This is a genomic window from Mesorhizobium sp. P3_A10 (genome assembly GCF_056403175.1).
Genome location: NZ_JBFUFZ010000003.1, coordinates 644,568 through 668,110, shown reverse-complemented (window position 1 = coordinate 668,110; position 23,543 = coordinate 644,568). Strand labels below are relative to the sequence as shown.

Below are 23,543 nucleotides of genomic sequence, written 5' to 3'. Positions count from 1 at the left end.
CCGCATCAGTTTCCGGGCGGGCTCACCGGCTCCAGTTCCGTGGGCGCCGTCAGTCTGCCATGCCCGGACACGGCGTTGCCCGCGTCGGGTGCCAGCCGCATGAACGACAGCGATGCCGCCGCGGATACCACCGCCACGACGAAGAAGGCGGTGTGGAAGTCGCTCAGCGTCAGCGGCCCGCCATGGACGGTCTGCGACACTTCCAGAATGCCGCCGGCCAGCGCCACGCCGAGCGCGATCGACAGTTGCTGGAAGACGGCGGCGATCGGCGTCGCCTTGCTGGTGTCGGCGGTGGAAATCTCGGCATAGGCGAGCGCGTTGACGCCGGTGAAGAACATCGAGCGGATGAAGCCGCCGGCCAGCAGCATGGCCAGGATCAGCGCATAGGGTGTGTCCGGCGTGAACAGGCCGTTGACGGCGATCGACGCCGCCGCGACCAGCGAACCGACAACAAGCACGCGGCGGAACCCTGCGACCCGGAAGATCAGCGCGGTGACGAATTTCATGCCGATGGCGCCGATCGCCGAGACGAAGGTGATCATGCCCGACTGGAATGGCGTCAGCCCAAAGCCGATCTGGAACATCAGCGGCAACAGGAAGGGCACAGCACCGATACCGATGCGGAACAGCCCGCCGCCGAGCACCGAGGAGCGGAACACCTGGTGGCGGAACAGCTCGAGCGCCAGCAGCGGGTTTTTCGCATGGCGCGCATGCAGCAGGTAAAGGGCGCCGGAGGCCAATCCGACGGCGACGGTGATGAAGCCGGCCATCGGAGGCAAGGCCGGCAAGCTGACCACGGACAGGCCGAACACCACGCCTGAGGCGGCGAGCCCACTCAGTACGAAGCCGATGAAATCGAGCGGCGGCGTCTCGGTCGCTTCGGTTTGCGGCAGGAAGCGGGTGGCCAGCCACATGCCGACCAGCCCGATCGGCACATTGATCAGAAAAATCCAGTGCCAGGTGAAATAGGTGGTGATGAAGCCGCCGATTGGCGGCCCGACCAGCGGCCCGACCAGCGCCGGGACAGTCAGCCACGACATGGCGGCGACCAGCTCGCTTTTCGGTGTCGCGCGCACCAGCACCAGGCGCCCGACCGGGGTCATCATCGCGCCGCCAATGCCTTGCAGGAAGCGCGAGACCACGAAGGCCGGCAGCGAATCGGAAATGGCGCAAGCGACCGAACCGACGATGAACACCGCAATTGCGGCGCGAAACACATTCTTGGCGCCGAAGCGGTCGGCCATCCAGCCGCTGATTGGAATGAAGATCGCCAGCGACACCAGATAGGCGGTCAGCGCCAGCTTGAGCGCGATCGGGCTGGTATGGATGTCGATGGCGATCGCCGGCAGCGACGTCGCGATGACGGTCGAATCCATGTTTTCCATGAATAGGGCGACCGCCAGGATGAGCGGAATGGTGCGGTTCACAAAACGCGTCCGGACTTGATTCTTTGTGTCGTCGAACTTGATTCTTCGTGCCGTCGACTGGGGGCAAGCCGATATGAGGGGCGGTTATCATGGCTTAGCCCAGATGTCGCATTAAATTGCTGTCACGTTTGTGCGACCGGCAACCAGAGGTGGTGCATTTTTCGGCAAAATGTCACCTTTCCGGGAGCGTGCAATCATCGGCTTTTCATCGGCGCCGCGACGTGTTACCAGCCAGCGCCAATCCTGAAAGGGAAGAAACGAGTCGGCGCTGTCCATTGCGGTCCAGCGCTTTTTTGTATTCGAAGGACTGGCCATGGCAAAAATCATCGAAACGTCCACCGGCGCGCTGGCGCTGACCTTTGACGACGTGCTGCTGCAGCCCGGTCATTCCGAGGTCATGCCCGGCGAGACCGATATCCGCACCCGCATTGCCGGCGACATCGACCTCAACGTGCCGATCCTGTCGGCCGCCATGGACACCGTCACCGAGGCGCGGCTGGCCATCGCCATGGCCCAGGCCGGCGGTATCGGCGTCATCCACCGCAATTTCTCGCCGGCCGAACAGGCCGAGCAGGTGCGGCAGGTCAAGAAATTCGAATCCGGCATGGTGGTCAATCCGGTCACCATCGGCCCCGACGCCACGCTTGCCGACGCGCTCGGCCTGATGCGCACCTATTCGATTTCAGGCATTCCGGTGGTTGAGAATGGCGGCACAGGCGGCCAGAAAGTCGGCCGGCTGATCGGCATCCTGACCAACCGCGACGTCCGCTTTGCTTCCGACCCGGCGCAAAAAGTCTACGAGCTGATGACCCGTGAGAATTTGATCACGGTGAAGGAGAATGTCGACCAGGACGAGGCCAAGCGGCTCTTGCACCAGCACCGCATCGAAAAGCTGGTCGTGGTCGACAAATCAGGCAATTGCGTCGGCCTGATCACCGTCAAGGACATCGAGAAGTCGCAGCTCAACCCGCACGCCACCAAGGACGCGCAGGGACGCCTGCGCGCTGCCGCCGCCACCAGCGTCGGCGATGACGGTTTCGAGCGCGCCGAGCGCCTGATCGATGCCGGCGTCGACCTTCTGGTCATCGACACCGCGCATGGCCATTCGCAGCGCGTGCTCGACGCGGTGACGCGGGCGAAAAAACTGTCCAATTCGGTGCGCATCCTGGCCGGCAACGTCGCCACCGCGGAAGGCACGCTGGCGCTGATCGATGCCGGCGCCGACGCCGTCAAGGTCGGCATCGGACCCGGCTCCATCTGCACCACCCGCATCGTCGCCGGTGTCGGCGTGCCGCAGCTGTCGGCGATCATGTCGGCGGTCGAGACCGCGCATCGGTCGGGTGTCTCGGTCATCGCCGATGGCGGCATCAAATATTCCGGCGATCTCGCCAAGGCGCTCGCCGCCGGCGCCAGCGCTGCCATGATCGGCTCGCTGCTGGCCGGAACCGATGAAAGCCCGGGCGAGGTCTACCTGCATCAGGGCCGCTCCTTCAAGGCCTACCGTGGCATGGGCTCGGTCGGGGCCATGGCCCGCGGCTCGGCCGATCGCTACTTTCAGGCCGAGGTGCGCGACACGCTGAAGCTGGTTCCGGAAGGCATTGAAGGGCAGGTTCCCTACAAAGGACCTGTGTCTGGCGTGCTGCACCAGCTTGCAGGCGGCCTGAAAGCCGCTATGGGTTATGTCGGCGGCCGCGACCTTGCAGACTTTCGCGAACGCGCCACCTTTGTGCGCATATCCAATGCCGGACTTCGTGAAAGCCACGCCCATGACGTCACGATTACCCGCGAAAGCCCGAACTATCCCGGCGGAGCCTGATCAGCCGGAAGCGCTTTGGCGCGGCCTGACGGCCACGATCCTGCGGCTGTCGCGCCATGCCGGCGCACTCTGTGTGGTTTCAGCGGCGGTCTTCATCGTCATGACGGTCATGGAGTTCTTCTATTTTCGCCGGTTGAGCGGCGGGCTGTCGTCGCTCGACCTGCGCTTTGGCGGCTTCACCCCGGACGAAGGCATGGCCTGGCTGACGGCGCTCGGCCGGCGCGGCAGCGAGATCATCCTGGTCTGGCACTATCTGACTTTCGACCTTTTGTTCCCGGCGCTGCTGTCGCTGACCATGGTCAGCCTGATCCTGGCCACCGGGCGGCGGCTGAAGAATTTTCGCGCCTTGCCGTCGCAACTGCAATCGCTGGTCGCGCTGGTTCTGGTGCTGCCCTACACGCTTGCCGACTATGCGCAGAACATAGCAGTAGCCAGGCTTTTGTCCGATTTCCTGTCGGCCAATCCGGATTCGCTGTCTTTCGCCTCGTCGCTGATCGTCACCAAATTCGCGCTTCTGGCGGTGCCGATGATCGTCATTGCCGCTTTGACCCTGGCCGGCCAGCGGCGGCGTCAGGCGTGAGCCAGATCTAACAGGGCAGGGAATATTTCATGAACCAGACCGCGATCTTCTGGCCGATGCTGGCGCAGGTTCTGCTGGTCTATCTCGTCTATCTTGTGATGGCCCGGCGGCGCTACGGCGCGGTCAAATCAGGCGAGGCCAAGGTTGGTCAATACAAGGCGCGCACGACCGAGCCGGCGTCCAGCGTCACCGTCGCCAACAACCTCATCAACCAGTTCGAACTGCCGGTGCTTTTCTACGTGCTATGCCTGACGCTGCATGTGACCAATGGCGTCAATTACCTGACGCTGGCGCTGGTGTGGATTTTCGTGATTTCGCGCTATGCCCATGCCTGGGTGCACCTCACCAGCAACAATCTGCGCTTTCGCAGCCGCGCCTTCTATGTGGGCGCGGTGGTTCTGTTGCTGGCATGGATCTGGTTCGCGCTGCACCTGCTCGGAGCGGTTTGAGCCGGCGCCGGCTCCCCTTCTCCCACAGGGGGAGAAGGGGAGGCAGACGCTACAGGTCGAACACCGCAATCTTGCGCTTATCGAACTTGATGGCGATCTCGCCGCGCACCAGCTTCAGTGCGCTCTCGCCGAACACCGCGCGCCGCCAGCCCTGCAGCGCGGGCACGTCGGCAGCCTCGCCCTCGGCGGCGATGCGGTCGATATCGTCGCTGGAGGCCAGCACCTTCGAGGCGACGCCTTCCTTTTCGGCGACGATGCGCAGCAGCACTTTCAGCAGTTCGGCCGCAGCGCTTGAGCCTTCCGGCGGCTGAAAACTCTTGGGCAGCTTCGGCATCTCTTCCCTGGGCAAAGCAAGCGCCGTGGCGGTCACGCCAAGCAGCGCCGTTGCCGTCGACGAGCGTTCCCAGCCTTTCGGCGTGGTGCGCAGCTTGCCAAGTGCGGCCGCATCGCGCGGCGCCTGCTGGGCGATCTCGTAGATGGCGTCGTCCTTGAGCACCCGGCCGCGCGGCACATCGCGCTCGCGCGCCTCGCGCTCGCGCCAGGCGGCTACCGCCTGCACGATCGCCAGCTCCTGCGGCTTGCGCAACCGCATCTTCAGCCGCTTCCAGGCATCCTCGGGATGCGGATCGTAGGTTTCGCGAGAGGTCAGCACCTCCATCTCTTCGTTCAGCCAATGGGCGCGGTTTTCGCGCACCAGTTCGGCGCTGAGGTGCTGGTAGACATCGATCAAATGGGTGACGTCGGCCAGCGCGTAGTCGAGCTGCTTGTCGGACAGCGGCCGGTGGCGCCAGTCGGTGAAACGCGAAGACTTGTCGAGCCTGGCACCGGTGATCCGCTGCACCAGCTGGTCGTAGGAGACGCTGTCGCCGAAGCCGCAGACCATCGCCGCCACCTGGGTGTCGAACACCGGATGCGGAACCAGATCGCCGAGATGGACGATGATTTCAATGTCCTGGCGCGCCGCATGGAAGACTTTGACCACCGCCTCATTGGCCATCAGCTTGAAGAAAGGCTTCAGGTCGATGTCGGGCGACAAGGGATCGATCAGCGCCGTCACGCCCGGCGCCGCCATCTGGATCAGGCACAGGATCGGCCAGAAGGTCGTTTCGCGAATGAACTCGGTGTCGACGGTGACGAAATCCGCCTTTTCGAAGGCGGCGAGAACGGTCTCGAGTTCATTCTGGGTGGTGATGACGTGCATCAAATCGCTTTTGGCAAGGGTACGGTCTCTTTCAATTTCAGCCGCGCGGGCTTTCGTCAAGCCGCAGCCCCTTGATCAGGGGTCCGCGGAGCCGTCGGAATCGCCGCTGCGCCTCGCCAGCCGGGCGAAAACCGTCGATGTGCGCAAAAGCGCGATGAAACGGCTGCGATGGCTTGCCGGCACGCCGGAGCGCACCTGCATACGGTAGAGGATGACGACGACGAAGATCGCGTAGACGGTGGCGCTGAATACAAACAGCGCGCTTGGCCCGAAATACTGCATCGCCGTCGAGGCGGCGAACGGGCCGCCAATAGCGCCGAAGGAATAGAACAGCATCAAGGCCGCGTTGATCAGCACGAACTCGCCCTTGTCGGCGCGGTCGTTGGAATGCGCCGCCGACAGCGAATAGAGCGGCATGGCAAAACAGCCGAAGATGAAGATGATGATGAAGTTCAGCGTCGGGTTGGTGCCCGCCACGAACACCAGTGCCAAAGCCGCAAACATGGCGCAGCAGGTGGTGATCAGCAGCACCCGGCGCCGGTCCCAGCGGTCGGAGAGATAGCCGAGGGGATACTGGATGATGGCGCCGCCGAAAATGCCGACGCTGACGAAGGTGACGACGTCGGCGACCGACATGCCGATCTGTTCGGCATAGACCGGCGACAGCGTCCGAAAAGCGCTGTTGGTGACGCCGACGGCGATGCAGCCAAAGCAGCCGAGCGGCGAAATCCGCCAGACCCGCGCCAGATCGAGCTTGACCTCTTCGGGTGGCGCCGGGTTGGAGCGGTCGCCAAGCGAGACCGGCACCAACGACAGCGTGATCATGATCGACATGATGGCGAAGATGGCAAAACCGCCGGCGCCAAAAATCGGGATCAGGAACTGGGCGCCGGTCACCGACCCGATGTCGACCATGCGGTAGATGGCGAGCACCCGTGCGCGATCCTTGTTGGCCACCCCGGAATTAAGCCACGCCTCCATGATGGTGAACAGGCCGGCGAAGCAGAAGCCGCCGGCAAAGCGCACCGCGCACCACATCACCGGATCGATGACCAGGACCAGCAGCAGCGTACCGGCGGAGGCGATCGCCGCCAGCGCCGCGAAGGCGCGCACATGGCCGACGGCCTTCATGATGCGGGTGACGGCGAGGCAACCGAGCAGAAAACCGGCGAAATAGAAGGTGCCCATCAGGCCGATGGACGAGGCCGGAAACCCTTCCTGCGCGCCGCGCAGCGCGATCAAGGTGCTCTGCAGCCCATTACCGCCAAGCAGGATGCCGGCGGCGAGAAGGAGCGGGATCAGCGGGCGGATCGAGGACATGAAGGACCGCGGTTGGATGGCTATGCTTTTCTGAACCATCGGTGCGGCCATTGCCAGCGGCTTATCCGCCAACAGGGCGTCTTGTTGCGACGCCGTCTGCCTCTACCCTCGAGAGCCGTTCATACCTCGCCGGCCTACGCTGGTATTTTCCGCCGGGCGGGGCCGGACGCCTCGCTCGCTGCGGGCTTGTCGGACGGCGCCCGTCGGCCAAGCGATCCGGCGGTCAGCAGGCTGAGGAGGATGAACGGGATGCCGATGGCAAAGGCCGAGCGGATGCCCCAATGCTCCGAGACGAAGCCGAGCAGCGGCGGACCGAGCAGGAAAGCGACGAAGGAGATTTGCGACAGCGCCGCGACATTGATTGCCGCCGGGCGATCTGTCCTTTGGGCGGCCGCGGAGATCGCCAGCGGGAAGAGCGCGCTGCTGCCGATGCCCAGAAGGGCAAAGCCCAGCATCGACAGGAACGGGGCAGGCGACAGGAAGACCAGCAATACGCCCGCCGCCATGCTCGCCAACAGCACGCGCGCCACGCCGCTTGGCGAGTGACGTTCGACGAAGCTGTCGGCGAAGAAGCGCGTGGTCGCCTGCGAGAATGCAAACAGCGCCACTGTGAAGCCGGCGACGAACGGGCCCGATTCGAAGACGGTGCGCATATAGATCGCCGACCAGTCCATGCTGGCGCCTTCCAGCAGCATCGCCGACAGCGTCACCGCGACGAGGACGAGGATCGGCAATGTCGGGCGCGCCAGCATCGGCGCCTTGTCGCCATTGCAGGCAAAGCGGCTTGGCGCAGGCTGGTAACCACCGAGAAACAGCGCCATCGATATCGCCACCATCGGCACGACCATCGCCAGGTGCAATTGCGGCGACACGCCGAGATGCGCCAGCGCCGCGCCGAACAGGCCGGCGCCGAAGAAGCCTATGCTCCAGAATGAATGCGCCCGGTTCATGATCCGACGCTTCAGCAGGAATTCGGTTCTGTCGGCCTCGACATTGAGCATGATCTCGATGCTGCCGATCATCAGCCCGACCGGGAACAGCATGAGGAACAGGGAGACCGGCCCCGGCGCATGCACCGCGATGGCGTAGGCCACCGTCAGCAGCGGAACCAGACCTAGCAGCGCGCGGCGGAAGCCGATGCGCTCCAGTATCGGCGTCGCCAGCGTCAGCGCGGTCAAAGTGCCGATCGGCGTGCCGATCAGGCTGAGCCCCAGCGTGCCATCCTGGATGTCCATGGCGTGCTTGATGTCGGGCAGCCGCGGAAAAATGTTGCCCATGCCAAACGAATAGATCGCAAACCCGGCATAGACCCGGTGTTGGGGGGCGAGGCTGAGGCCAAAAATCATCGCGATGCTTTCAATGAAGGAGAGGCTGCCGGCTGGCTTGTCCAACCGCAGGCGCGCCTCGCTTCTTGCATAAACATGCAAAACATGCAAGAACGTGTATAAAGAAACAGGATCATGCAATGCTCACCGATGAACGGCATCAGCTTATCCGCGACCGGCTTGCGGCGCAGGGCAGGGTATTGGCCGGCGAGCTAGCAACCCGCTTCGGCGTTTCGGAGGATACGGTCCGCCGCGACCTGAGGGAGCTGGCAAAGGCCGGGCAGTGCCGCCGCGTCTATGGCGGCGCGGTCGCTCCGGCACCCTTCGCCGCGGCGCCTGTCGGCCTGCGCGGTGGCCATGCGGTCGAGGAGAAGATGCGGTTGGCGAGCGCGGCGGTGACGCTGCTCTCCAGCGGGCAGAGCCTGTTCATCGATGGCGGCACCACCAACGCCGCGATCGCCAGGGCCATTCCGCGCGACCTCGAACTGACCATAGCCACCAATTCGCTTGGTGTCGCTTCGGTTCTCTCCGACCATCCCTTGGTTGAACTGATTGTGCTGGGCGGCAGATTCGACCGCGAGCTTGGAACTTGCGTCGGCGGCGATACGTTGGCCGCCATCGCGCAGCTTGGCGCCGACCTGTTTTTCCTCGGCTCCTGCGGTCTCGACGCCGCACGCGGCGTGACGGCTTTCGATTCGGCGGAGGCCGAAGTGAAGCGGGCCATGGCCAGGAACAGCGCCGGCATCGTCATCGCCGTCACCAACGACAAGCTGGCCACCGCCGCACCCTACCGGGTCACTGGGCCCGAAGCGATCCGCCATCTGGTGGTCGAAAAGACCGCGCCGGCCGCGATCCTCGCCGATTTCGAACGGCAGGGCGCCGAAATCCACTTCGCCTGAACAGGCGGCGCCCCAGCCCGCTTGCCTTGACAAAGCTGGCCTCTCATGCGCTTTTCGCGCAAATTTCGAGCCGGGCCGTCGGCCCGCAACCCCAGCATCCGGACTTAATCCCTATGACAATGCATCGTTACCGCAGCCATACCTGTGCCCAATTGCGAAAGAGCGACGTCGGCGCTTCCGTTCGCCTGTCGGGCTGGGTGCATCGCGTGCGCGACCATGGCGGCCTGCTGTTCATCGATCTGCGCGACCATTACGGCCTGACCCAGATCGTCGCCGACCCGGATTCGCCGGCTTTCAAGATCGCCGAGACCGTGCGCGGCGAGTGGGTCATCCGCGTCGACGGCGAGGTCAAGGCGCGTTTGCCCGAGACCACCAATGCCAATTTGCCGACCGGTGAGATCGAGATTTTCGCCCGCGAGATCGAAGTGCTGTCGGCGGCCAAGGAACTGCCGCTGCCGGTGTTCGGCGAACCGGATTATCCGGAAGACATTCGCCTGAAGTATCGCTTCCTCGATCTGCGCCGCGAGACGCTGCACAAGAACATCGTGGCGCGCACCAAGATCATCGCAGAGATGCGCAAGCGCATGGGCGAGGTCGGCTTCACCGAATTCTCGACACCGATCCTGACCGCGTCCTCGCCCGAAGGCGCGCGCGACTTCCTGGTGCCGTCGCGCATCCATCCCGGCACCTTCTACGCGCTGCCGCAGGCGCCGCAGCAGTACAAGCAATTGATCATGGTGTCGGGTTTCGACCGCTACTTCCAGATCGCGCCGTGTTTCCGCGACGAGGACCCGCGCGCCGACCGTCTGCCCGGCGAATTCTACCAGCTCGATCTGGAGATGAGCTTCGTCGAGCAGGACGATGTGCTGTCGACAATGGAACCGGTGATGCGCGGCGTCTTCGAGACCTTCGCCAACGGCAAGCCGGTGACGCAGAACTTCCAGCGCATTCCCTATGACGTGGCGATGCGCAAATACGGTTCCGACAAGCCGGACCTGCGCAACCCGATCGAAATGCAGGCCGTCTCCGATCATTTCCGCGAGTCCGGCTTCAAGGTGTTCGCCAACATCCTGGCCAACGACCCGAAGGCCGAGATCTGGGCCATTCCGGCCAAGACCGGTGGTTCACGCGCCTTCTGCGACCGCATGAATTCGTGGGCGCAAGGCGAGGGCCAGCCGGGTCTTGGCTACATCTTCTGGCGCAAGGAGGGCGAAAAGCTCGAAGGCGCCGGGCCGCTGGCCAAGAACATCGGCGAGGAACGCACCGAAGCGATCCGTCTCCAACTCGGCCTGGCCGACGGCGACGCCGCCTTCTTCGTCGCCGGCGACCCGAAGAAGTTCGTGTCCTTCGCCGGTGCCGCGCGCACGCGCGCCGGCGAGGAACTGAACCTTGTCGACCGCGAGCGTTTTGAACTGTGCTGGATAGTCGAATTCCCGTTCTTCGAATGGAATGAGGACGAGAAGAAGATCGATTTCGCCCACAATCCGTTCTCCATGCCGCAGGGCGGCATCGACGCGCTCAATGGCGACGACCTGCTCGGCATCAAGGCATTCCAGTACGACATGGTCTGCAACGGCTTCGAGATCGCCTCCGGCGGTATTCGCAACCATCTGCCAGAGACCATGGTCAAGGCGTTCGAGACGGTCGGGCTGGACCGCGCAACGGTCGAGGAGCGTTTTGGCGGCCTCTACCGCGCCTTCCAGTACGGCGCGCCGCCGCATGGCGGCATGGCTGCGGGTGTCGACCGCGTCGTCATGCTGCTGGTCGGGGCCAAGAACCTGCGCGAAATCACTATGTTCCCGATGAACCAGCAGGCTTACGATTTGCTGATGAACGCGCCCTCGGAAGCGAGCCCGCAGCAGCTTCGCGACTTGTCGCTGCGCGTCTCGGTGGCAAAGAAAGAGGTTTAAATACCTCGCGCAAGCGATTCTATTGATTCGCAAAAGCAGTATTCGATCCACAAAAAAGCCCGGCATCGCTGCCGGGCTTTTTGTATTTGAAAGCGCGCGTCTATCAGTCTTCGTTCGCCTTGACGTGGACGCCGAGCGTCTTCGGCAGGTCGTACGGGTTGGACATGGCGCCCGCCATGATCAGCGCGAACGGCACCGATGCCGGCGGCTCGGCCGAAATCTCGATGCTCTGCGGATCGTCGAGATATTTGTTCACGGCGGCCGACACCTCAGCCGTCAGCTCGGGATTGTTGAGCTGCGCCATGCCGAAGGGCACGATCGCCTTGGCCTGGTTGGCGATGTCCTTGCCGGACATGCCTTGCTGCTTGCCGAAATAATCCAACAGCTTGCCGGTCAGCGAATCGTCGTCGAAGCGGATCGATGTGCTGTTGAACGAAAGCTGCTGCAACAGGCCGAGCATGGCCATGCCTTGCGCCGAATTGTCGGCGCCTTCGGGCTGTGCCGCCATCTTCTTCTGCATTTCCTGCATCGACTTGACGAAATCGAGCGTGTAGCCGCCGAGATCGAAGGTGAAGCCGAACGTGCCGGCATTGTCGACGGAGATGTCGGATTTCGACAGTTCCATCTTGCCGTCCGCAGGCTGCCAGGTACCGGCCATTTCGATATTGCCTGAAATATTCTGGTAGCCCAGCGCTTCGATCGCTGCCTTGGACTGGGCATCGTCGACGAGGGAGAGGTCGCCGTTGAATTTTTCCGTAGTCATGGAAAATTCCATCGCCTTGCCGTCGGCCGGTGGGGTCATTTCGATGGCGAGCCCGTCCATCGAGAAGGCGGTCTTGTCAGCGACTTTCACCGTCATGTTGGCAAGTTCGGCCGATTTGTACATCATCAGCGAACCCAGCGGGCCGGTGGCGCCGTCGGCCGGAATCGACAGATCATGCACGACGAAGGGGCTGAGATTGAGGGCGACGCCATCTTCGCTGTGCGTGAAAGGCGAGGTGGTAAGGGTGGCGATGTCATAACCGCCATTGGCTTCGGTCACGCCTTCGAGCTTCACGTCGCCGATGGCCAGCGCCTCTTTCTCGGACGCCGGTTTGAAGGCCACGCCTTGCAGCACCAAATTGGAGTCGTCGCCGGTCACGCCGGTCCAGGAGATGTCGACGCCCTGGGCGGCAGCCAACGCTTTCAGCCGGTCGGCGACCGCCGTGTTCTGTGCAAGGGCCGCGTTCAGAGGCAGCGTCAGCAGGAAGGTCGAAAGAGCGAGTTTGTAAAATGAGCGTTGGATTGTCATTGCAAGTCCCCTGAGATGTCCTGGAAAGAATGGTTTCATTCGTTGCGCCGTCACCATTCCGTGACGAACTGGACCGGATAAAGGCATTTGTCCATTAGAATGGCCGAAAATCACGGCGAAACGCAAACCCGATCCTCAGCCTTTGCGTGATGCGGTGAATTTGTCATGAAGATCGGGCTCCGCGTCATCGCATCATGCCTTAGCCAGCGCGTGTAACAGATTGATGTTGGCCGGCGCCCGCACCGCTTCCGATGCTGTTGCACATCGTCGGCAAATTGGAGTGCCTACGCCGGCAAATCAGTGAAATCCATCACACTGGGTGGTCAATGGCGGTGCTGTCGCTGTCGGAATGTGACCTTATGGGCTGTCCATGGTCGCGCCCATGCGGATTCCCACACCGGCGCCTTGCCGCGAATCACCCGCTCGGCTAGTTCCAGCCCATGGGAAAAAGGCTTTTGCCGCCTCAAGATGGCGGCGGCGATCACATTGAACCGGTCGATCTGAAGAAGGCGCTGGAAGAGCGCTATCTCGCCTATGCGCTGTCGACCATCATGCATCGCGCGCTGCCGGATGTCCGTGACGGGCTGAAGCCGGTGCATCGCCGCATCATGCATGCCATGCGGCTGCTGCGGCTCAATCCCGACCAGGGCTTTGCCAAATGCGCCCGCATCGTCGGCGAGGTGATGGGCAAGTTCCACCCGCATGGCGACCAGTCGATCTACGACGCGCTGGTGCGGCTGGCGCAGGATTTTTCGATGCGCTATCCGCTCGTCGACGGGCAGGGCAATTTCGGCAATATCGACGGCGATAACGCCGCCGCCATGCGCTACACCGAAGCGCGCATGACCGATGTGGCGACCGAGCTTTTGTCCGGCATCACCGAGGATGCCGTCGATTTCCGCGCCACCTACAATGAGGAGGACGAGGAGCCGGTCGTCCTGCCGGGCGCCTTCCCGAACCTGCTCGCCAACGGCTCGTCCGGCATTGCCGTTGGCATGGCGACGTCGATCCCCCCGCACAACGCCGCCGAACTCTGCGACGCTGCCTTGCATCTGATCGAGCATCCCGATGCGCCGGTGACCAAGCTGATGGATTTCGTCCAGGGACCGGACTTTCCGACCGGCGGCATCATCGTCGACAGCCGCGCCTCGATCCTCGAAGCCTATGAAACCGGCCGCGGCGGTTTTCGCGTCAGGTCGAAGTGGAGCCAGGAGGACCAGGGCAGGGGCACCTGGAGCATCGTCGTCACCGAAATCCCCTATGGCGTGCAGAAGGCCAGGCTGATCGAGAAGATCGCCGAGCTGTTGATAGCGCGCAAACTGCCGCTGCTCGAAGACATCCGCGACGAGAGTGCTGAAGACATCCGCGTCGTGCTGGTGCCGAAGAGCCGCTCGGTCGATCCCGGCATATTGATGGAATCGCTGTTCAAGCTGACCGAGCTTGAAAGCCGCTTCCCGCTCAACATGAACGTGCTGTCGCGCGGCAAGGTGCCCAACGTCCTGTCGCTGAAGGGCGTGCTCAGGGAATGGCTGGAGCATCGCCGCGAGGTGCTGGTCCGCCGCTCGAAGCATCGCCTCGGCGAGATCGAACGACGCCTGGAAATCCTCGGCGGCTATCTGATCGCCTACCTCAACATCGACGAGGTGATCAGGATCATCCGCGAGGAGGACGAGCCCAAGCAAGTGATGATGGCGCGCTGGTCGCTCACCGACACCCAGGCCGAAGCTATCCTCAACATGCGGCTGCGCGCCTTGCGCAAGCTGGAAGAATTCGAGATCCGCAAGGAATTCGACGGCCTCTCCACCGAGAAGAAGCAGATCGAGGCGCTGCTCGCCTCCGACGCCAAGCAGTGGTCGACGATCAAGTGGGAAGTCACCAGCATCCGCGATAAATTCGGACCGGAGACCGAGCTCGGCAAGCGCCGCACCCAGTTCGCCGATGCGCCCGAACACGACCTGACCGACATTGCGCATGCCATGATCGAGCGCGAGCCGGTCACCGTGGTGGTCTCGGAAAAGGGTTGGCTCCGGGCAATGAAAGGTCACCTGACCGATTATTCCACCTTGGCCTTCAAGGAAGGCGACAGCCTCAAGCTCGCCTTCCATGCCCAGACCACGGACAAGGTGCTGGTGTTTACCACCGGCGGCAAGTTCTACACCATCGGCGCCGACCGGCTGCCGGGCGGTCGCGGCCATGGCGAGCCGATCCGTATCATCGTCGATATGGACAACGACCAGGACATCGTCACCGCCTTTATCCATGATCCGAAGCGCAAATTGCTCCTGGTGTCACACGACGCCAACGGCTTTGTCGTGCCGGAAGAAGAGGTCGTCGCCAACACCCGCAAGGGCAAGCAGGTGATGAACGTCAAGACGCCCGATGAGGCCAAGCGCTGCGTGCCGGTGACCGGCGATCATCTCGCCATCGTCGGCGAGAACCGCAAGATGCTGGTCTTCGCGCTCTCCGAGATTCCGGAAATGGGCCGCGGCAAGGGTGTTCGCCTGCAAAAGTACAAGGATGGCGGCGTGCTCGACCTGAAGACCTTCACGCTGGAGGCCGGCCTGTCCTGGCAGGATTCCGCCGACCGCACCTTCATCAAGTCACGCGACGAACTCGCCGAATGGATCGGCGCCCGCGCGTCGGCGGGGCGGATGGTGCCGAAGGGATTCCCGAGGACGGGGAAATTTGGATGAAGCTGCTGATCTCCCCCCAAGTGGGGGAGATAGCCGGCAGGCCAGAGGGGGGCGCTGCCCTGCCGACGTATCGACCAATCAACCATCGCGCACTTGTCCATTTTTGGGTCGTCGCAGTTCAACCGAAAGTTTGCGATCCTTCGCGCCCCCCTCTGTCCTGCCGGACATCTCCCCCACGAGAGGGGAGATTGGCAGCTTCACCACCACCGTTTGGACTATCGTCACGATTGCGGCACTATAACAGTGCATAAACGCTGGATGGGTCGGGGAGAGATGGGCGTTTGAAGGAAGCAAGAATCCAGAAACCGGAACGCCATCAGCGCCTGTTCGGCCTGTCGACGCCGGTGAGGTCCGCCGTCATTCCGCCGCTGTCGGCGGCGCGCTGGTTGCTGGTGCTGATCGTTGCCGCCGGCGTCTACTTCTTCCATGGCTTCCTGTTCCCGGTATTGGCTGCTCTCGTCATCGCCTTCGCCAGCTGGCCGCTCTACCGGCGGCTGCTCGCCGGCGTCGGCGGCAACCGCACCATCGCCGCCACCTTGGCGATCCTGTTCATCCTCACTTTCTTGGTGGTGCCCATCGCGCTCGCCGGCACCTATGCCATCAACGAGGTGCGCGAATGGGTCGGCTGGGCGATCGAGACCAACCGGCACGGCGCGGTGACGCCGCACTGGATCGCGACGCTGCCGGCGGTGGGTGAGTGGCTGAACGATCAGTGGACGACCAATATCGGTCATCCCGGTGGCATCGGCGAACTGATCCAGCTGGTCAGCGGCGCCAACATCGGCAGCATCTATCGCGGCGTGCTGGCCGCCGGCGGCAGCGCCTTCGGCCTGCTGCTGACGCTGCTGTTCATGATGATCGCGCTGTTCTTCGCCTATCGCGACGGCGAGCATTTCGCCGGCCAGGTCGACCGCCTCGGCGAACGCATCTTGCCGACGCGGTGGGAGCGGATTTCTCGCGTGGTGCCGGCAACGATCTCCTCGACCGTGACCGGCATGACCGTCATCGCCATCGGCGAGGGGCTGGTGCTGGGCATCGCCTATTGGCTGGCCGGCGTGCCGTCGCCGGTGACGCTCGGCGCACTGACCGGCGTCATGGCGCTGATCCCTGGCGGTGCGCCGCTGTCGTTTACCCTGGTGTCGATCTACCTCGCCGCCAGCGGTTCGCCAATGTCCGGGCTGGCGCTGTTCCTATGGGGCGCGGTCGAACTGTTCATCGTCGACAAGACATTGCGTCCGAAGCTGGTCGGCGGGCCGATCAAGCTGCCCTTCCTGCCGACCTTTTTCGGCCTGATCGGCGGCGTCAAGACGATGGGCTTTCTCGGCCTGTTCATCGGCCCGGTGCTGATGGCGCTGCTGGTCGCCATCTGGCGCGAATGGTTGCGCGAGGTGGAATTGGTGGACGAACTTGCCGCCGCGGCGCCCGAGGAACTGGCGGGTGGCCCACCGCAGATCGAAATTGTCGCCGAGAAGAAAACTCAGGCCGGGTGACTGACGGCCAGCGTGGCGCGGCGCTTGCGCCCCTCGTGCAATTGCCACAGCGAATGGGCGACCAGCGTGACGATCAGGATCGCACCGCCGATCAGGCTGTTGCGCGATGGCGTTTCGGCAAAGATCGCCCACACCCAGACCGGCGCCAGCACGGTTTCGAGCAGATAGAACATCGCCACTTCCGGGCCGGAAATGTATTTCGGGCCGTTGGCGAGGCAGAAGAACGAAATCGGCATGATGACGGCGCCGTTGAAGATGATCCACCACGGCGCGTTCACCTGAAAGCCGGTTCTCGAGACCATGAACGCGGCGACCGCACAGGGCAGGATGACGCCGATCAGCGCGGTAAAACCCATGTCCTTGCCGCTGGCGCGTGAGATGGTGATGGCGGCGGCGATCATGAACGCCGCGCACAGCGCCATCAGGTCGCCGAACAGATGCCCGGTGCCGATCGAATCGCCGACGATGATGGCGACGCCGACGATCATCAAAGCGAGTGCGGCGAGCGTGATCGGCCGCGGTCTCTCCTTCAGGAATAGCCATGACAGCAGGGCTGAAAACATGGTGGTGAAGGCCAGGATGAAGACAAGGTTGGCGGTCGAGGTGTTGAAGACGCCGGTGACGAAGCAGATCGAGCCCAGCCCGTAGAGCGCGGCGACAATCAGCCCAGACCAGCCGGGGATGAGCTGCGGCGCGTCCTTGCTCAACGAGCGCCAGACGGCCCAGATCACCAGCGCTGCGAGGAAAGTGGTGCCGGTGCGCAGCAACAGGATCGTCCAGGCGCCGCCGTCGGCGAGCCGGATCAGCGGAATGTCGAAGGTCAGCGCCAGCCCGCCTATGGCGGTGATGAGAAGGCCTTTCTGGTGGTCGTGGTGGGCCGACATGCGGGCAGTTCTCGCAATGAATTTGAGGCGGCCGTAGACTCAGGCCCGGCGCCTGTCTTTCCAGCCGATCGAGCGGAAGACCAGCGGCATCCCCCTTGAAACAGTCTAAGGATGAACAGCGAAAGAAAAAATCAGCGCGAAACCGCTTCGTGGTCGTAGCGCTCCCAGCCTTTCGGGCCGAGATGCTCCTGCGGCATGAAGCGCATCTTATAGTTCATCTTGCGCGAGCCGTTGACCCAGTAGCCGAGATAGACATGGGGCAGGCCCATGGCTCTGGCGCGGGCGATGTGGTCGAGGATCATGAAGGTGCCGAGCGAACGGTCCTCGAAGTCGGGATTGAAGTAGGAATAGACCATCGACAGGCCGTCGGCCATCTTGTCGGTCAGCGCCACGGCGATCAACTCGCCCTGGCCCTTGCCGGTGATGAAGGTGTCGGGGCCGCGTCGGCGATATTCGATGACCTTGGTGTCGACATGGGTGTCCTCGACCATCATGGCGTAGTCGAGCACCGTCATGTCGGACATGCCGCCACGGCGGTGGCGGGCATCGAGATAGGAGCGGAACAGCGAGTACTGCTCGGTCGACGGTTGCGCGTCATGCATGGCGCCGACGAGATCGGAATTGTGCTGGATCACCCGCTTCATGTTGCGGCTGGCGGTGAATTCCTGAGCCAGGATGCGCACTGAGACGCAGGCGCGGCAGGTCTCGCAGGCCGGCCGGTAGGCGATGTTCTGCGAACGCCGGAAGCCGCCTTGCGTCAGAAGGTCGTTCATCTCCGGCGCCTTGTCGCCGACCAGATGCGTGAACACCTTGCGCTCGAACTGGCCCTCAAGATACGGGCACGGCGACGGCGCGGTCAGGAAGAACTGCGGCGACTGGGTCGGATGCTGCGTCATCGAGTCTTGGAAACACTCCTGCGAATCGTCCTACCTTTGGCGCGGACGGCGAAAAATTCAACAGGATTATAGACGCTTGGTTGACCGGACGCCTTCACATTTATGCAAAAGCGGCTCCCGGGACTCGCAAAAAGCCGTTTCAACGGTCGCTGCGGCTGACCACCGTGCCGAGCAGCAGATCGTGCAGCGTGCGCTTGCGATCGGAAAACAGGGTCACCAGAAGCACCAGCGGCGTCAGGATGACGTTGCCGGCCCAAAACAGCACCGAATGCACCACGGCGGTAAGCCCGTCGATGCGGGTGCCGTCAAGGCGGTCAAGCCGGATGCCCATCATCTTCATACCCGTCGTGGCCTGGTCGATGCTGCCCAGCGTGTTCCAGATGTAGAGGATGGCGACAGCCGGCACGAGGACGGAAAACAGCATCCAGCCGAGGCCGAGCGTCAACAGACCGAGCAGGAACACCAGGATCGCGAACGGAATGGTCAGCAGCGCGACGATGCAATAGTCGATGATGAAGGCAAAGATGCGCCGCGAGCGCACACCCTCATAGGCGCGGACATCCTCGAGCCTGCTGGTGATGATTTCGCCGTCAAGTACGCGCGCGTTCATGTCATATCCTCGTAATCGGGGCCGCAATAGGGTGCGGACCTGGCTGGTGATGAAATGGTGAAGGCCTGCCGCATAATCAAGATAGGGCCTTTCATCCGCATCGATGGACGAAGCTGCGCCGGCGCGGTGCGAATCGGTTGAATTCACCGCACGGATGGCGTTAGCTTGCTGCGGCGCAACAAAGGCTGTCAGGCGCCAGGGGCGAGGGACGGGGCAATATGGATTATGACATGCTGGTCATCGGCAGCGGCCCTTCCGGGCGCCGCGCCGCGGTGCAGTCGGCCAAGCTCGGCAAATCGGTGCTGGTGGTCGACAGGGGGCGGCGCCTCGGCGGCGTGTCCGTGCATACCGGCACCATTCCGTCAAAAACGTTGCGCGAGACGGTGCTCAATCTTTCCGGCTGGCGCGAGCGTGGCTTTTACGGACGCGGCTACCGGGTCAAGCAGGACATTTCTGTTGGCGATCTGGTCGAACGCCTGCACAAGACGCTCGACCACGAGGTCGAGGTCCTGCAGCACCAGTTCATGCGCAACACGGTCAAGAGCGCGCGCGCCGCGGTAAAGTTCCTCGGTCCCAACAAGGTCAGCCTGACCACCGACACCGGCGACTACAGCGAAGTCGGTTTCGCGCATGCGCTGATCGCGGTCGGCACAAGGCCACATCGGCCGCGCGACGTTCCCTTCGACAAGACCCGCGTCTTCGACAGCGACGAGATGCTGGAACTCGGCCAGTTGCCGCGCACGCTGACGGTGATCGGCGGCGGTGTCATCGGCGTCGAATATGCGACGATCTTTTCGGCCCTCGACGTACCGGTGACGCTGGTCGAGCCGCGCAACACCATCCTCGATTTCGTCGACCGCGAGATCGTCGACGATTTCATCCACCAGATGCGTGATCGCGGCATGACGATCCGGCTGGGCAGCGCGGTGAAAGAGATCCGCTCCAAGCCGGAGGCGGCCGAAGTGGAACTCGCCGACGGCCGCACCATCCGTTCGGATGTCGTGCTCTACGCCGCCGGTCGCACCGGCAATGTCGGAACCCTGGGCCTCGACGTGGTCGGCATTGACGCCGACTCCAGGGGCCGCATCAAGGTCGACCCGCAGACCTTCCAGACGAGTGCACCCAACATCTATGCCGCCGGCGACGTCATCGGCTTTCCGAGCCTCGCTTCCACCTCGATGGAGCAGGGCAGGGTGGCCGCCTGCCATGCTTTTGGCGTGCCCTTGCCGCCGCCGCCGGAAACCTTTCCCTATGGCATCTACGCCGTGCCGGAAATCTCCACCGTCGGCCAGTCGGAGGAGCAGGTGCGCGAGAGCGGTGCTGCCTATGAGGTCGGCGTGGCGCGCTTCCGCGAGACCTCGCGCGGCCACATCATGGGCGTCAACACCGGCTTCCTGAAGCTGCTGTTCTCGATCGAAACCCGCCGCCTGCTCGGCGCGCACATTGTCGGCGAGGGCGCCACGGAACTCATTCACATCGGCCAGGCGGTGATCAATCTCAGTGGCACCGTCGATTTCTTCGTCAACAACACCTTCAACTATCCCACGCTCGCCGAGGCCTACAAGATCGCCGGGCTCGATGCCTGGAACCGGATGGGGCGAGGGTAGCTGGACGGGTAATCTGCTCAGCCTTCCATCTGGGCGAGCAGCGCCAGCATGACGTCGGCCGAAGGCATCGGCAGCACCGGCTCGATTTCCGCCGGCGGCACGCCCGAGATCTTCATCGCAGATATGCGTCTCAAGCCGCGTCTTCCGCATCCACATCTTTCAGCCGGCTTACTGTTTCCAGTGGCTCGCTGGGGCGCTATGTGAATGGACAGGGTCGTGGAAGCGCGACGGGAGGTCGACATGCTGGGCTGGTTCCGCAAGCTGCTACCGCGCGAAGATCGCTTCTTCGACCTGTTCGAGCGGCATTCCCGCACCGTGGTCGGCGGCGCCGAGGCGCTGGAGCAGCTTTTGCAGGGCAAGGACATCGATCGCTGGTGTCAGAAGATCATCGATCTCGAGGATGAGGCCGATCACATCACCGCCGAAGTCCTGCTGGCAGTGCGGCGCTCCTTCATCACGCCTTTCGATCGCGGCGATATCAAGGATCTGATCCAGTCGATGGATGATGCCATCGACATGATGCATAAGACCGTCAAGACGGTGAAGCTGTTCGAAAAGAAGGAATTCGACCCGCTGATGCAGGAAATGGGCGGCGTCATCGTCGCTGCCGCCAAGCTGGTCGCCGAAGCAATCCCGTTGCTGAGCAAAGTCGGCACGCACTCCGTGCGCCTCAACGCCATCGCGGAAGAGGTCATGCGCGTCGAAAGCCGCGCCGACGATCTGCACGAGCAAGGGCTGAAGGATCTATTCAAGCGACATGGCCGCAGCGACGCGATGGCCTACCTGATCGGCTCGGAGATTTATGGCCAGCTGGAAAAGGTGGTCGACCGCTTCGAGGACGTCGCGAACGAGATCAGCGGCATCGTCATCGAGAATGTTTAGGTGATGGAAGCCACCATTGCCTTTCCCGTGCTGATCGGCCTTGTCGCCGTGGCGCTGTTCTTCGATTTTCTCAACGGCCTGCACGATGCCGCCAATTCCATCGCCACCATCGTCTCCACCCGCGTTCTGAGGCCGCAATATGCGGTTCTGTGGGCGGCTTTCTTCAATTTCATCGCCTTCATGTTCTTCGGCCTCCATGTCGCCGAGACGGTGGGAAAGGGCATCGTCGACGTCAGCATCGTCACGCCGGCGGTGATCTTTTCAGCCCTTGTCGGCGCCATTGTCTGGAACATCGTCACTTGGATTGCCGGCATCCCGTCCAGCAGCTCGCATGCGCTGATCGGCGGGCTGGTCGGCGCCGGCGTTGCCAAGGCGGGCGTCGGCGCCATCGTCTGGACGGGGCTCGGCAAGACGGTCGCCGCGATCGTCCTGTCACCGGCGACCGGATTTGTTCTGGCGCTTGTCCTGATCCTTGTTGTTTCCTGGCTGTTCCTGCGCCAGACGCCGTTCGCCGTCGACAGCACATTCCGCGTCCTGCAGTTCTTTTCCGCTTCGCTCTATTCGCTGGGACACGGCGGCAACGATGCGCAGAAAACCATGGGCATCATCGCTGTGCTGCTCTATTCGCAAGGTATGCTTGGCGAGAAATTCTATGTGCCGCTCTGGGTCGTCCTCACCTGCCAGTCTGCACTGGCGCTGGGCACCTTGTTCGGCGGCTGGCGCATCGTTCACACCATGGGGTCGAAGATCACCCGGCTCAACCCGATGCAGGGCTTCTGCGCCGAGACCGGCGGCGCCATCACCTTGTTCGCCGCCACCTGGCTTGGCGTTCCAGTGTCGACTACGCATACCATCACCGGCGCCATCATCGGCGTCGGCGCGGCCCGCCGCGTCTCGGCCGTGCGCTGGGGCATCGCCGGCAACATCGTCATCGCCTGGATCGTCACTTTGCCGGCGACGGCCGCCATTTCGGCCCTCACCTATTTTGTCACGCGCCTCGGCGGCTGACGCGGAGCGGGCGCGTGCCGTATATCTTGACCAGCATGGCGTAGCCGATCTCGCCGCCGCTTCAAGGTATGCCCTTTGGCGGTAGTGTCTCAGTTTAAGCAGCCTTAGGCATGAGTATTCAGCCAACCCCGGCAATGTGCTATGATTCGCATCATGGGGAAGAAGGCGAAACGGAAAGCAAATCAGGCGATTGAAGCGCCACTAGAAGGCGCACTTGAAGCGGAAGCTGCCTACTATGCCCGCAAGGTCGGCATCACTAGAGACGAAGCCGCCAAGATCATCCGGGAAGCCCACGCACCGAAGCTCACAATCGTCGGCAAGGACGGCGTGAAGGGCAGATAGCCTCTACGCAATCTTCTTCTTGTATGGACCGCGCTTGCCCGGCTTCGGCGCAACCGCGTCCATCTTCTCGCAAAGGTCTTCCATCGACAGAGCGTCTTGGACACGCCGGCGGCCATTGGCAGCGTCATTTTCAGCGTCTTGTGCATTCTCCAGCCGTTTCGCCCGCCAGCCACTGCCGCACAATTGCAGCGTCCGGGTCGCCAAACTCGTGGCCCGAAGCAACAATGCGCGCATCGACCGCGGCGCCGTGCTGACTGAGCAGCGTCACCAGCGCCGGCGCGAAGGGCGCGTAGGTCAGGTCGGCGCTGCCGGCGATGATCAGCACGCGCGCCTTCGACAGATCGGCCGGCGGCACGTTGTCCAACACCGGCATGGCGCGCAACAGCGCTGCCCGTTCGATCATGCCCGGATGCAGCAGCATGACGCTGGAGACCAGATTGGCGCCGTTCGAATAACCCAGAAATGTCGAACGGGAGAGATCGAGGTTTTGGCGCTTGGCGACCTCGGCAATGAAATCAGCAAAGGCGTCCGCCTCGGCGCGGATGCTGTCCTGCTCGAATCGCGTCGGCGTGATGCGGGCAAACCAGCGGAACCCGTCCTCCTGGGGGATGCGGCCACGCACCGCCACCAGCACCGTGCGTGGTGCGATCTGCCTCGCCAGCGGAACCAGGGTGGTCTCGTCGACGCCGGATCCGTGCAGCAGAAAAAGCACATCGCCGGTTGCATCGGCAGGCGTGTAGAGGCGGTAGGGAAAGTTCAGGTCACGCCTCAGAAGTCCGTCTACGGCGGCCTCTTCAGTCACGATCACATCCTTTTGATTTTACGTCGCTATTGTTCATTTGCCGGCTTCAAAACGGAATATTTTCATGCTCCGTGAAAGTTGATTGAACCAGGCTAACTTCAGTCCGTTTCT

21 protein-coding genes are annotated in these 23,543 nt (G+C 63.0%); 11 read left to right on the top strand and 10 right to left on the bottom strand.

The genetic code is table 11. From position 1 onward, the window contains the following. Positions 1 to 5 precede the first annotated feature (5 nt). Together AC1DXU_RS16305 and AC1DXU_RS16300 are read right to left on the bottom strand one after the other, a co-directional pair. On the bottom strand, positions 6 to 1,427 hold the full coding sequence (locus AC1DXU_RS16305) for an MFS transporter (protein ID WP_477370149.1): 1,422 nt from the start codon (positions 1,425 to 1,427) through the stop codon (positions 6 to 8). Positions 1,428 to 1,538: 111 nt separating this feature from the next. Then, complete coding sequence (locus AC1DXU_RS16300; protein WP_477317175.1) at positions 1,539 to 1,754, bottom strand: hypothetical protein; 216 nt, start codon at positions 1,752 to 1,754, stop codon at positions 1,539 to 1,541. Between AC1DXU_RS16300 and guaB the strand changes: the two genes are divergently transcribed. Genes guaB through AC1DXU_RS16285 form a run of 3 tightly spaced genes read left to right on the top strand, consistent with a single transcriptional unit; the run spans position 1,741 to position 4,272 of the window. Next, complete coding sequence (gene guaB, locus AC1DXU_RS16295) at positions 1,741 to 3,243, top strand: IMP dehydrogenase (RefSeq protein WP_477317177.1); 1,503 nt, start codon at positions 1,741 to 1,743, stop codon at positions 3,241 to 3,243. The two genes, AC1DXU_RS16300 and guaB, sit on opposite strands and share 14 nt — an antisense overlap. Next, positions 3,194 to 3,823 carry a hypothetical protein gene (locus AC1DXU_RS16290; RefSeq protein WP_477370146.1) on the top strand — a complete coding sequence of 210 codons (630 nt, stop codon included), beginning with the start codon at positions 3,194 to 3,196 and terminating at the stop codon, positions 3,821 to 3,823. Before guaB ends, AC1DXU_RS16290 begins: the two co-directional genes overlap by 50 nt. A 29-nt stretch (positions 3,824 to 3,852) precedes the next feature. Further along, positions 3,853 to 4,272, top strand: a complete 420-nt coding sequence (locus tag AC1DXU_RS16285) for an MAPEG family protein (protein ID WP_477370143.1) — start codon at positions 3,853 to 3,855, stop codon at positions 4,270 to 4,272. Between the two features lie 49 nt (positions 4,273 to 4,321). Here the strand turns inward: AC1DXU_RS16285 and rnd are convergent, their stop codons facing one another. The 3 genes from rnd to AC1DXU_RS16270 all read right to left on the bottom strand — a co-directional run bounded on the left by rnd (position 4,322) and on the right by AC1DXU_RS16270 (position 8,184). Further along, positions 4,322 to 5,473, bottom strand: coding sequence for a ribonuclease D (gene rnd, locus AC1DXU_RS16280; protein WP_477370384.1), 1,152 nt, complete (start codon positions 5,471 to 5,473; stop codon positions 4,322 to 4,324). Positions 5,474 to 5,548: 75 nt separating this feature from the next. After that, positions 5,549 to 6,793, bottom strand: coding sequence for an MFS transporter (locus tag AC1DXU_RS16275; RefSeq protein WP_477370140.1), 1,245 nt, complete (start codon positions 6,791 to 6,793; stop codon positions 5,549 to 5,551). A 134-nt stretch (positions 6,794 to 6,927) separates the two neighbouring features. Beyond that, positions 6,928 to 8,184, bottom strand: coding sequence for an MFS transporter (locus AC1DXU_RS16270; protein ID WP_477370137.1), 1,257 nt, complete (start codon positions 8,182 to 8,184; stop codon positions 6,928 to 6,930). Between the two features lie 74 nt (positions 8,185 to 8,258). Here AC1DXU_RS16270 and AC1DXU_RS16265 point away from each other — a divergent pair, with 74 nt between their 5' ends. After that, complete coding sequence (locus AC1DXU_RS16265; protein WP_477370134.1) at positions 8,259 to 9,017, top strand: DeoR/GlpR family DNA-binding transcription regulator; 759 nt, start codon at positions 8,259 to 8,261, stop codon at positions 9,015 to 9,017. Between the two features lie 119 nt (positions 9,018 to 9,136). Beyond that, on the top strand, positions 9,137 to 10,927 hold the full coding sequence (gene aspS, locus AC1DXU_RS16260) for an aspartate--tRNA ligase (protein WP_477370381.1): 1,791 nt from the start codon (positions 9,137 to 9,139) through the stop codon (positions 10,925 to 10,927). Between the two features lie 103 nt (positions 10,928 to 11,030). Here aspS and AC1DXU_RS16255 read toward each other — a convergent pair whose 3' ends face one another. Then, on the bottom strand, positions 11,031 to 12,218 hold the full coding sequence (locus tag AC1DXU_RS16255; RefSeq protein ID WP_477370130.1) for a hypothetical protein: 1,188 nt from the start codon (positions 12,216 to 12,218) through the stop codon (positions 11,031 to 11,033). A gap of 440 nt (positions 12,219 to 12,658) precedes the next feature. On the opposite strand from AC1DXU_RS16255, the gene parC reads away from it, so the two are divergent. After that, positions 12,659 to 14,911, top strand: coding sequence for a DNA topoisomerase IV subunit A (gene parC / locus AC1DXU_RS16250; protein ID WP_477370127.1), 2,253 nt, complete (start codon positions 12,659 to 12,661; stop codon positions 14,909 to 14,911). Positions 14,912 to 15,192: 281 nt separating this feature from the next. Continuing rightward, positions 15,193 to 16,401, top strand: a complete 1,209-nt coding sequence (locus AC1DXU_RS16245) for an AI-2E family transporter (protein WP_477370124.1) — start codon at positions 15,193 to 15,195, stop codon at positions 16,399 to 16,401. On the opposite strand, the gene AC1DXU_RS16240 is transcribed toward AC1DXU_RS16245, so the two are convergent. From AC1DXU_RS16240 to AC1DXU_RS16230, 3 genes are all read right to left on the bottom strand, one after another. Then, positions 16,389 to 17,285: a DMT family transporter gene (locus AC1DXU_RS16240; protein WP_477370121.1), complete on the bottom strand. Its 897-nt coding sequence runs from the start codon at positions 17,283 to 17,285 to the stop codon at positions 16,389 to 16,391. The genes AC1DXU_RS16245 and AC1DXU_RS16240 overlap by 13 nt on opposite strands. Before the next feature lie 131 nt (positions 17,286 to 17,416). Continuing rightward, positions 17,417 to 18,181: an arginyltransferase gene (locus AC1DXU_RS16235; protein WP_107647332.1), complete on the bottom strand. Its 765-nt coding sequence runs from the start codon at positions 18,179 to 18,181 to the stop codon at positions 17,417 to 17,419. Positions 18,182 to 18,320: 139 nt separating this feature from the next. Then, a complete protein-coding gene (locus AC1DXU_RS16230; protein WP_477317197.1) occupies positions 18,321 to 18,791 on the bottom strand; it encodes an RDD family protein in 471 nt (156 codons plus the stop codon). Positions 18,792 to 19,009: 218 nt separating this feature from the next. Between AC1DXU_RS16230 and sthA the strand changes: the two genes are divergently transcribed. From sthA to AC1DXU_RS16210, 4 genes are all read left to right on the top strand, one after another. Continuing rightward, entirely contained in the window at positions 19,010 to 20,398 is a 1,389-nt protein-coding gene (gene sthA, locus AC1DXU_RS16225; protein ID WP_477370119.1) for a Si-specific NAD(P)(+) transhydrogenase, read from the top strand. A gap of 240 nt (positions 20,399 to 20,638) precedes the next feature. Further along, on the top strand, positions 20,639 to 21,280 hold the full coding sequence (locus AC1DXU_RS16220) for a DUF47 family protein (RefSeq protein ID WP_477370378.1): 642 nt from the start codon (positions 20,639 to 20,641) through the stop codon (positions 21,278 to 21,280). A gap of 3 nt (positions 21,281 to 21,283) precedes the next feature. Then, positions 21,284 to 22,288, top strand: coding sequence for an inorganic phosphate transporter (locus tag AC1DXU_RS16215; RefSeq protein ID WP_477370116.1), 1,005 nt, complete (start codon positions 21,284 to 21,286; stop codon positions 22,286 to 22,288). A gap of 141 nt (positions 22,289 to 22,429) precedes the next feature. Further along, the gene (locus AC1DXU_RS16210) at positions 22,430 to 22,630 is read left to right on the top strand and encodes a hypothetical protein (protein ID WP_477370113.1); all 201 of its coding nucleotides are present in this window, start codon (positions 22,430 to 22,432) and stop codon (positions 22,628 to 22,630) included. 130 nt (positions 22,631 to 22,760) lie between these two features. Here AC1DXU_RS16210 and AC1DXU_RS16205 read toward each other — a convergent pair whose 3' ends face one another. After that, a complete protein-coding gene (locus AC1DXU_RS16205; protein ID WP_477370110.1) occupies positions 22,761 to 23,432 on the bottom strand; it encodes an alpha/beta hydrolase in 672 nt (223 codons plus the stop codon). Between the last annotated feature and the right edge of the window lie 111 nt (positions 23,433 to 23,543).

What these genes read in the sequence shown, in the direction of transcription:
- AC1DXU_RS16290 (WP_477370146.1), top strand. Translation starts at nt 3,194, where the DNA reads ATGACGTCACGATTACCCGCGAAAGCCCGAACTATCCCGGCGGAGCCT.
- aspS (WP_477370381.1), top strand. Translation starts at nt 9,137, where the DNA reads ATGCATCGTTACCGCAGCCATACCTGTGCCCAATTGCGAAAGAGCGAC.
- AC1DXU_RS16255 (WP_477370130.1), bottom strand. Translation starts at nt 12,218, where the DNA reads ATGACAATCCAACGCTCATTTTACAAACTCGCTCTTTCGACCTTCCTG.
- sthA (WP_477370119.1), top strand. Translation starts at nt 19,010, where the DNA reads ATGGATTATGACATGCTGGTCATCGGCAGCGGCCCTTCCGGGCGCCGC.
- AC1DXU_RS16240 (WP_477370121.1), bottom strand. Translation starts at nt 17,285, where the DNA reads ATGTCGGCCCACCACGACCACCAGAAAGGCCTTCTCATCACCGCCATA.
- AC1DXU_RS16215 (WP_477370116.1), top strand. Translation starts at nt 21,284, where the DNA reads ATGGAAGCCACCATTGCCTTTCCCGTGCTGATCGGCCTTGTCGCCGTG.
- AC1DXU_RS16285 (WP_477370143.1), top strand. Translation starts at nt 3,853, where the DNA reads ATGAACCAGACCGCGATCTTCTGGCCGATGCTGGCGCAGGTTCTGCTG.
- AC1DXU_RS16275 (WP_477370140.1), bottom strand. Translation starts at nt 6,793, where the DNA reads ATGTCCTCGATCCGCCCGCTGATCCCGCTCCTTCTCGCCGCCGGCATC.
- AC1DXU_RS16210 (WP_477370113.1), top strand. Translation starts at nt 22,430, where the DNA reads ATGATTCGCATCATGGGGAAGAAGGCGAAACGGAAAGCAAATCAGGCG.
- AC1DXU_RS16300 (WP_477317175.1), bottom strand. Translation starts at nt 1,754, where the DNA reads ATGATTTTTGCCATGGCCAGTCCTTCGAATACAAAAAAGCGCTGGACC.
- guaB (WP_477317177.1), top strand. Translation starts at nt 1,741, where the DNA reads ATGGCAAAAATCATCGAAACGTCCACCGGCGCGCTGGCGCTGACCTTT.
- AC1DXU_RS16220 (WP_477370378.1), top strand. Translation starts at nt 20,639, where the DNA reads ATGCTGGGCTGGTTCCGCAAGCTGCTACCGCGCGAAGATCGCTTCTTC.
- rnd (WP_477370384.1), bottom strand. Translation starts at nt 5,473, where the DNA reads ATGCACGTCATCACCACCCAGAATGAACTCGAGACCGTTCTCGCCGCC.
- AC1DXU_RS16230 (WP_477317197.1), bottom strand. Translation starts at nt 18,791, where the DNA reads ATGAACGCGCGCGTACTTGACGGCGAAATCATCACCAGCAGGCTCGAG.
- AC1DXU_RS16265 (WP_477370134.1), top strand. Translation starts at nt 8,259, where the DNA reads ATGCTCACCGATGAACGGCATCAGCTTATCCGCGACCGGCTTGCGGCG.
- parC (WP_477370127.1), top strand. Translation starts at nt 12,659, where the DNA reads ATGGGAAAAAGGCTTTTGCCGCCTCAAGATGGCGGCGGCGATCACATT.
- AC1DXU_RS16235 (WP_107647332.1), bottom strand. Translation starts at nt 18,181, where the DNA reads ATGACGCAGCATCCGACCCAGTCGCCGCAGTTCTTCCTGACCGCGCCG.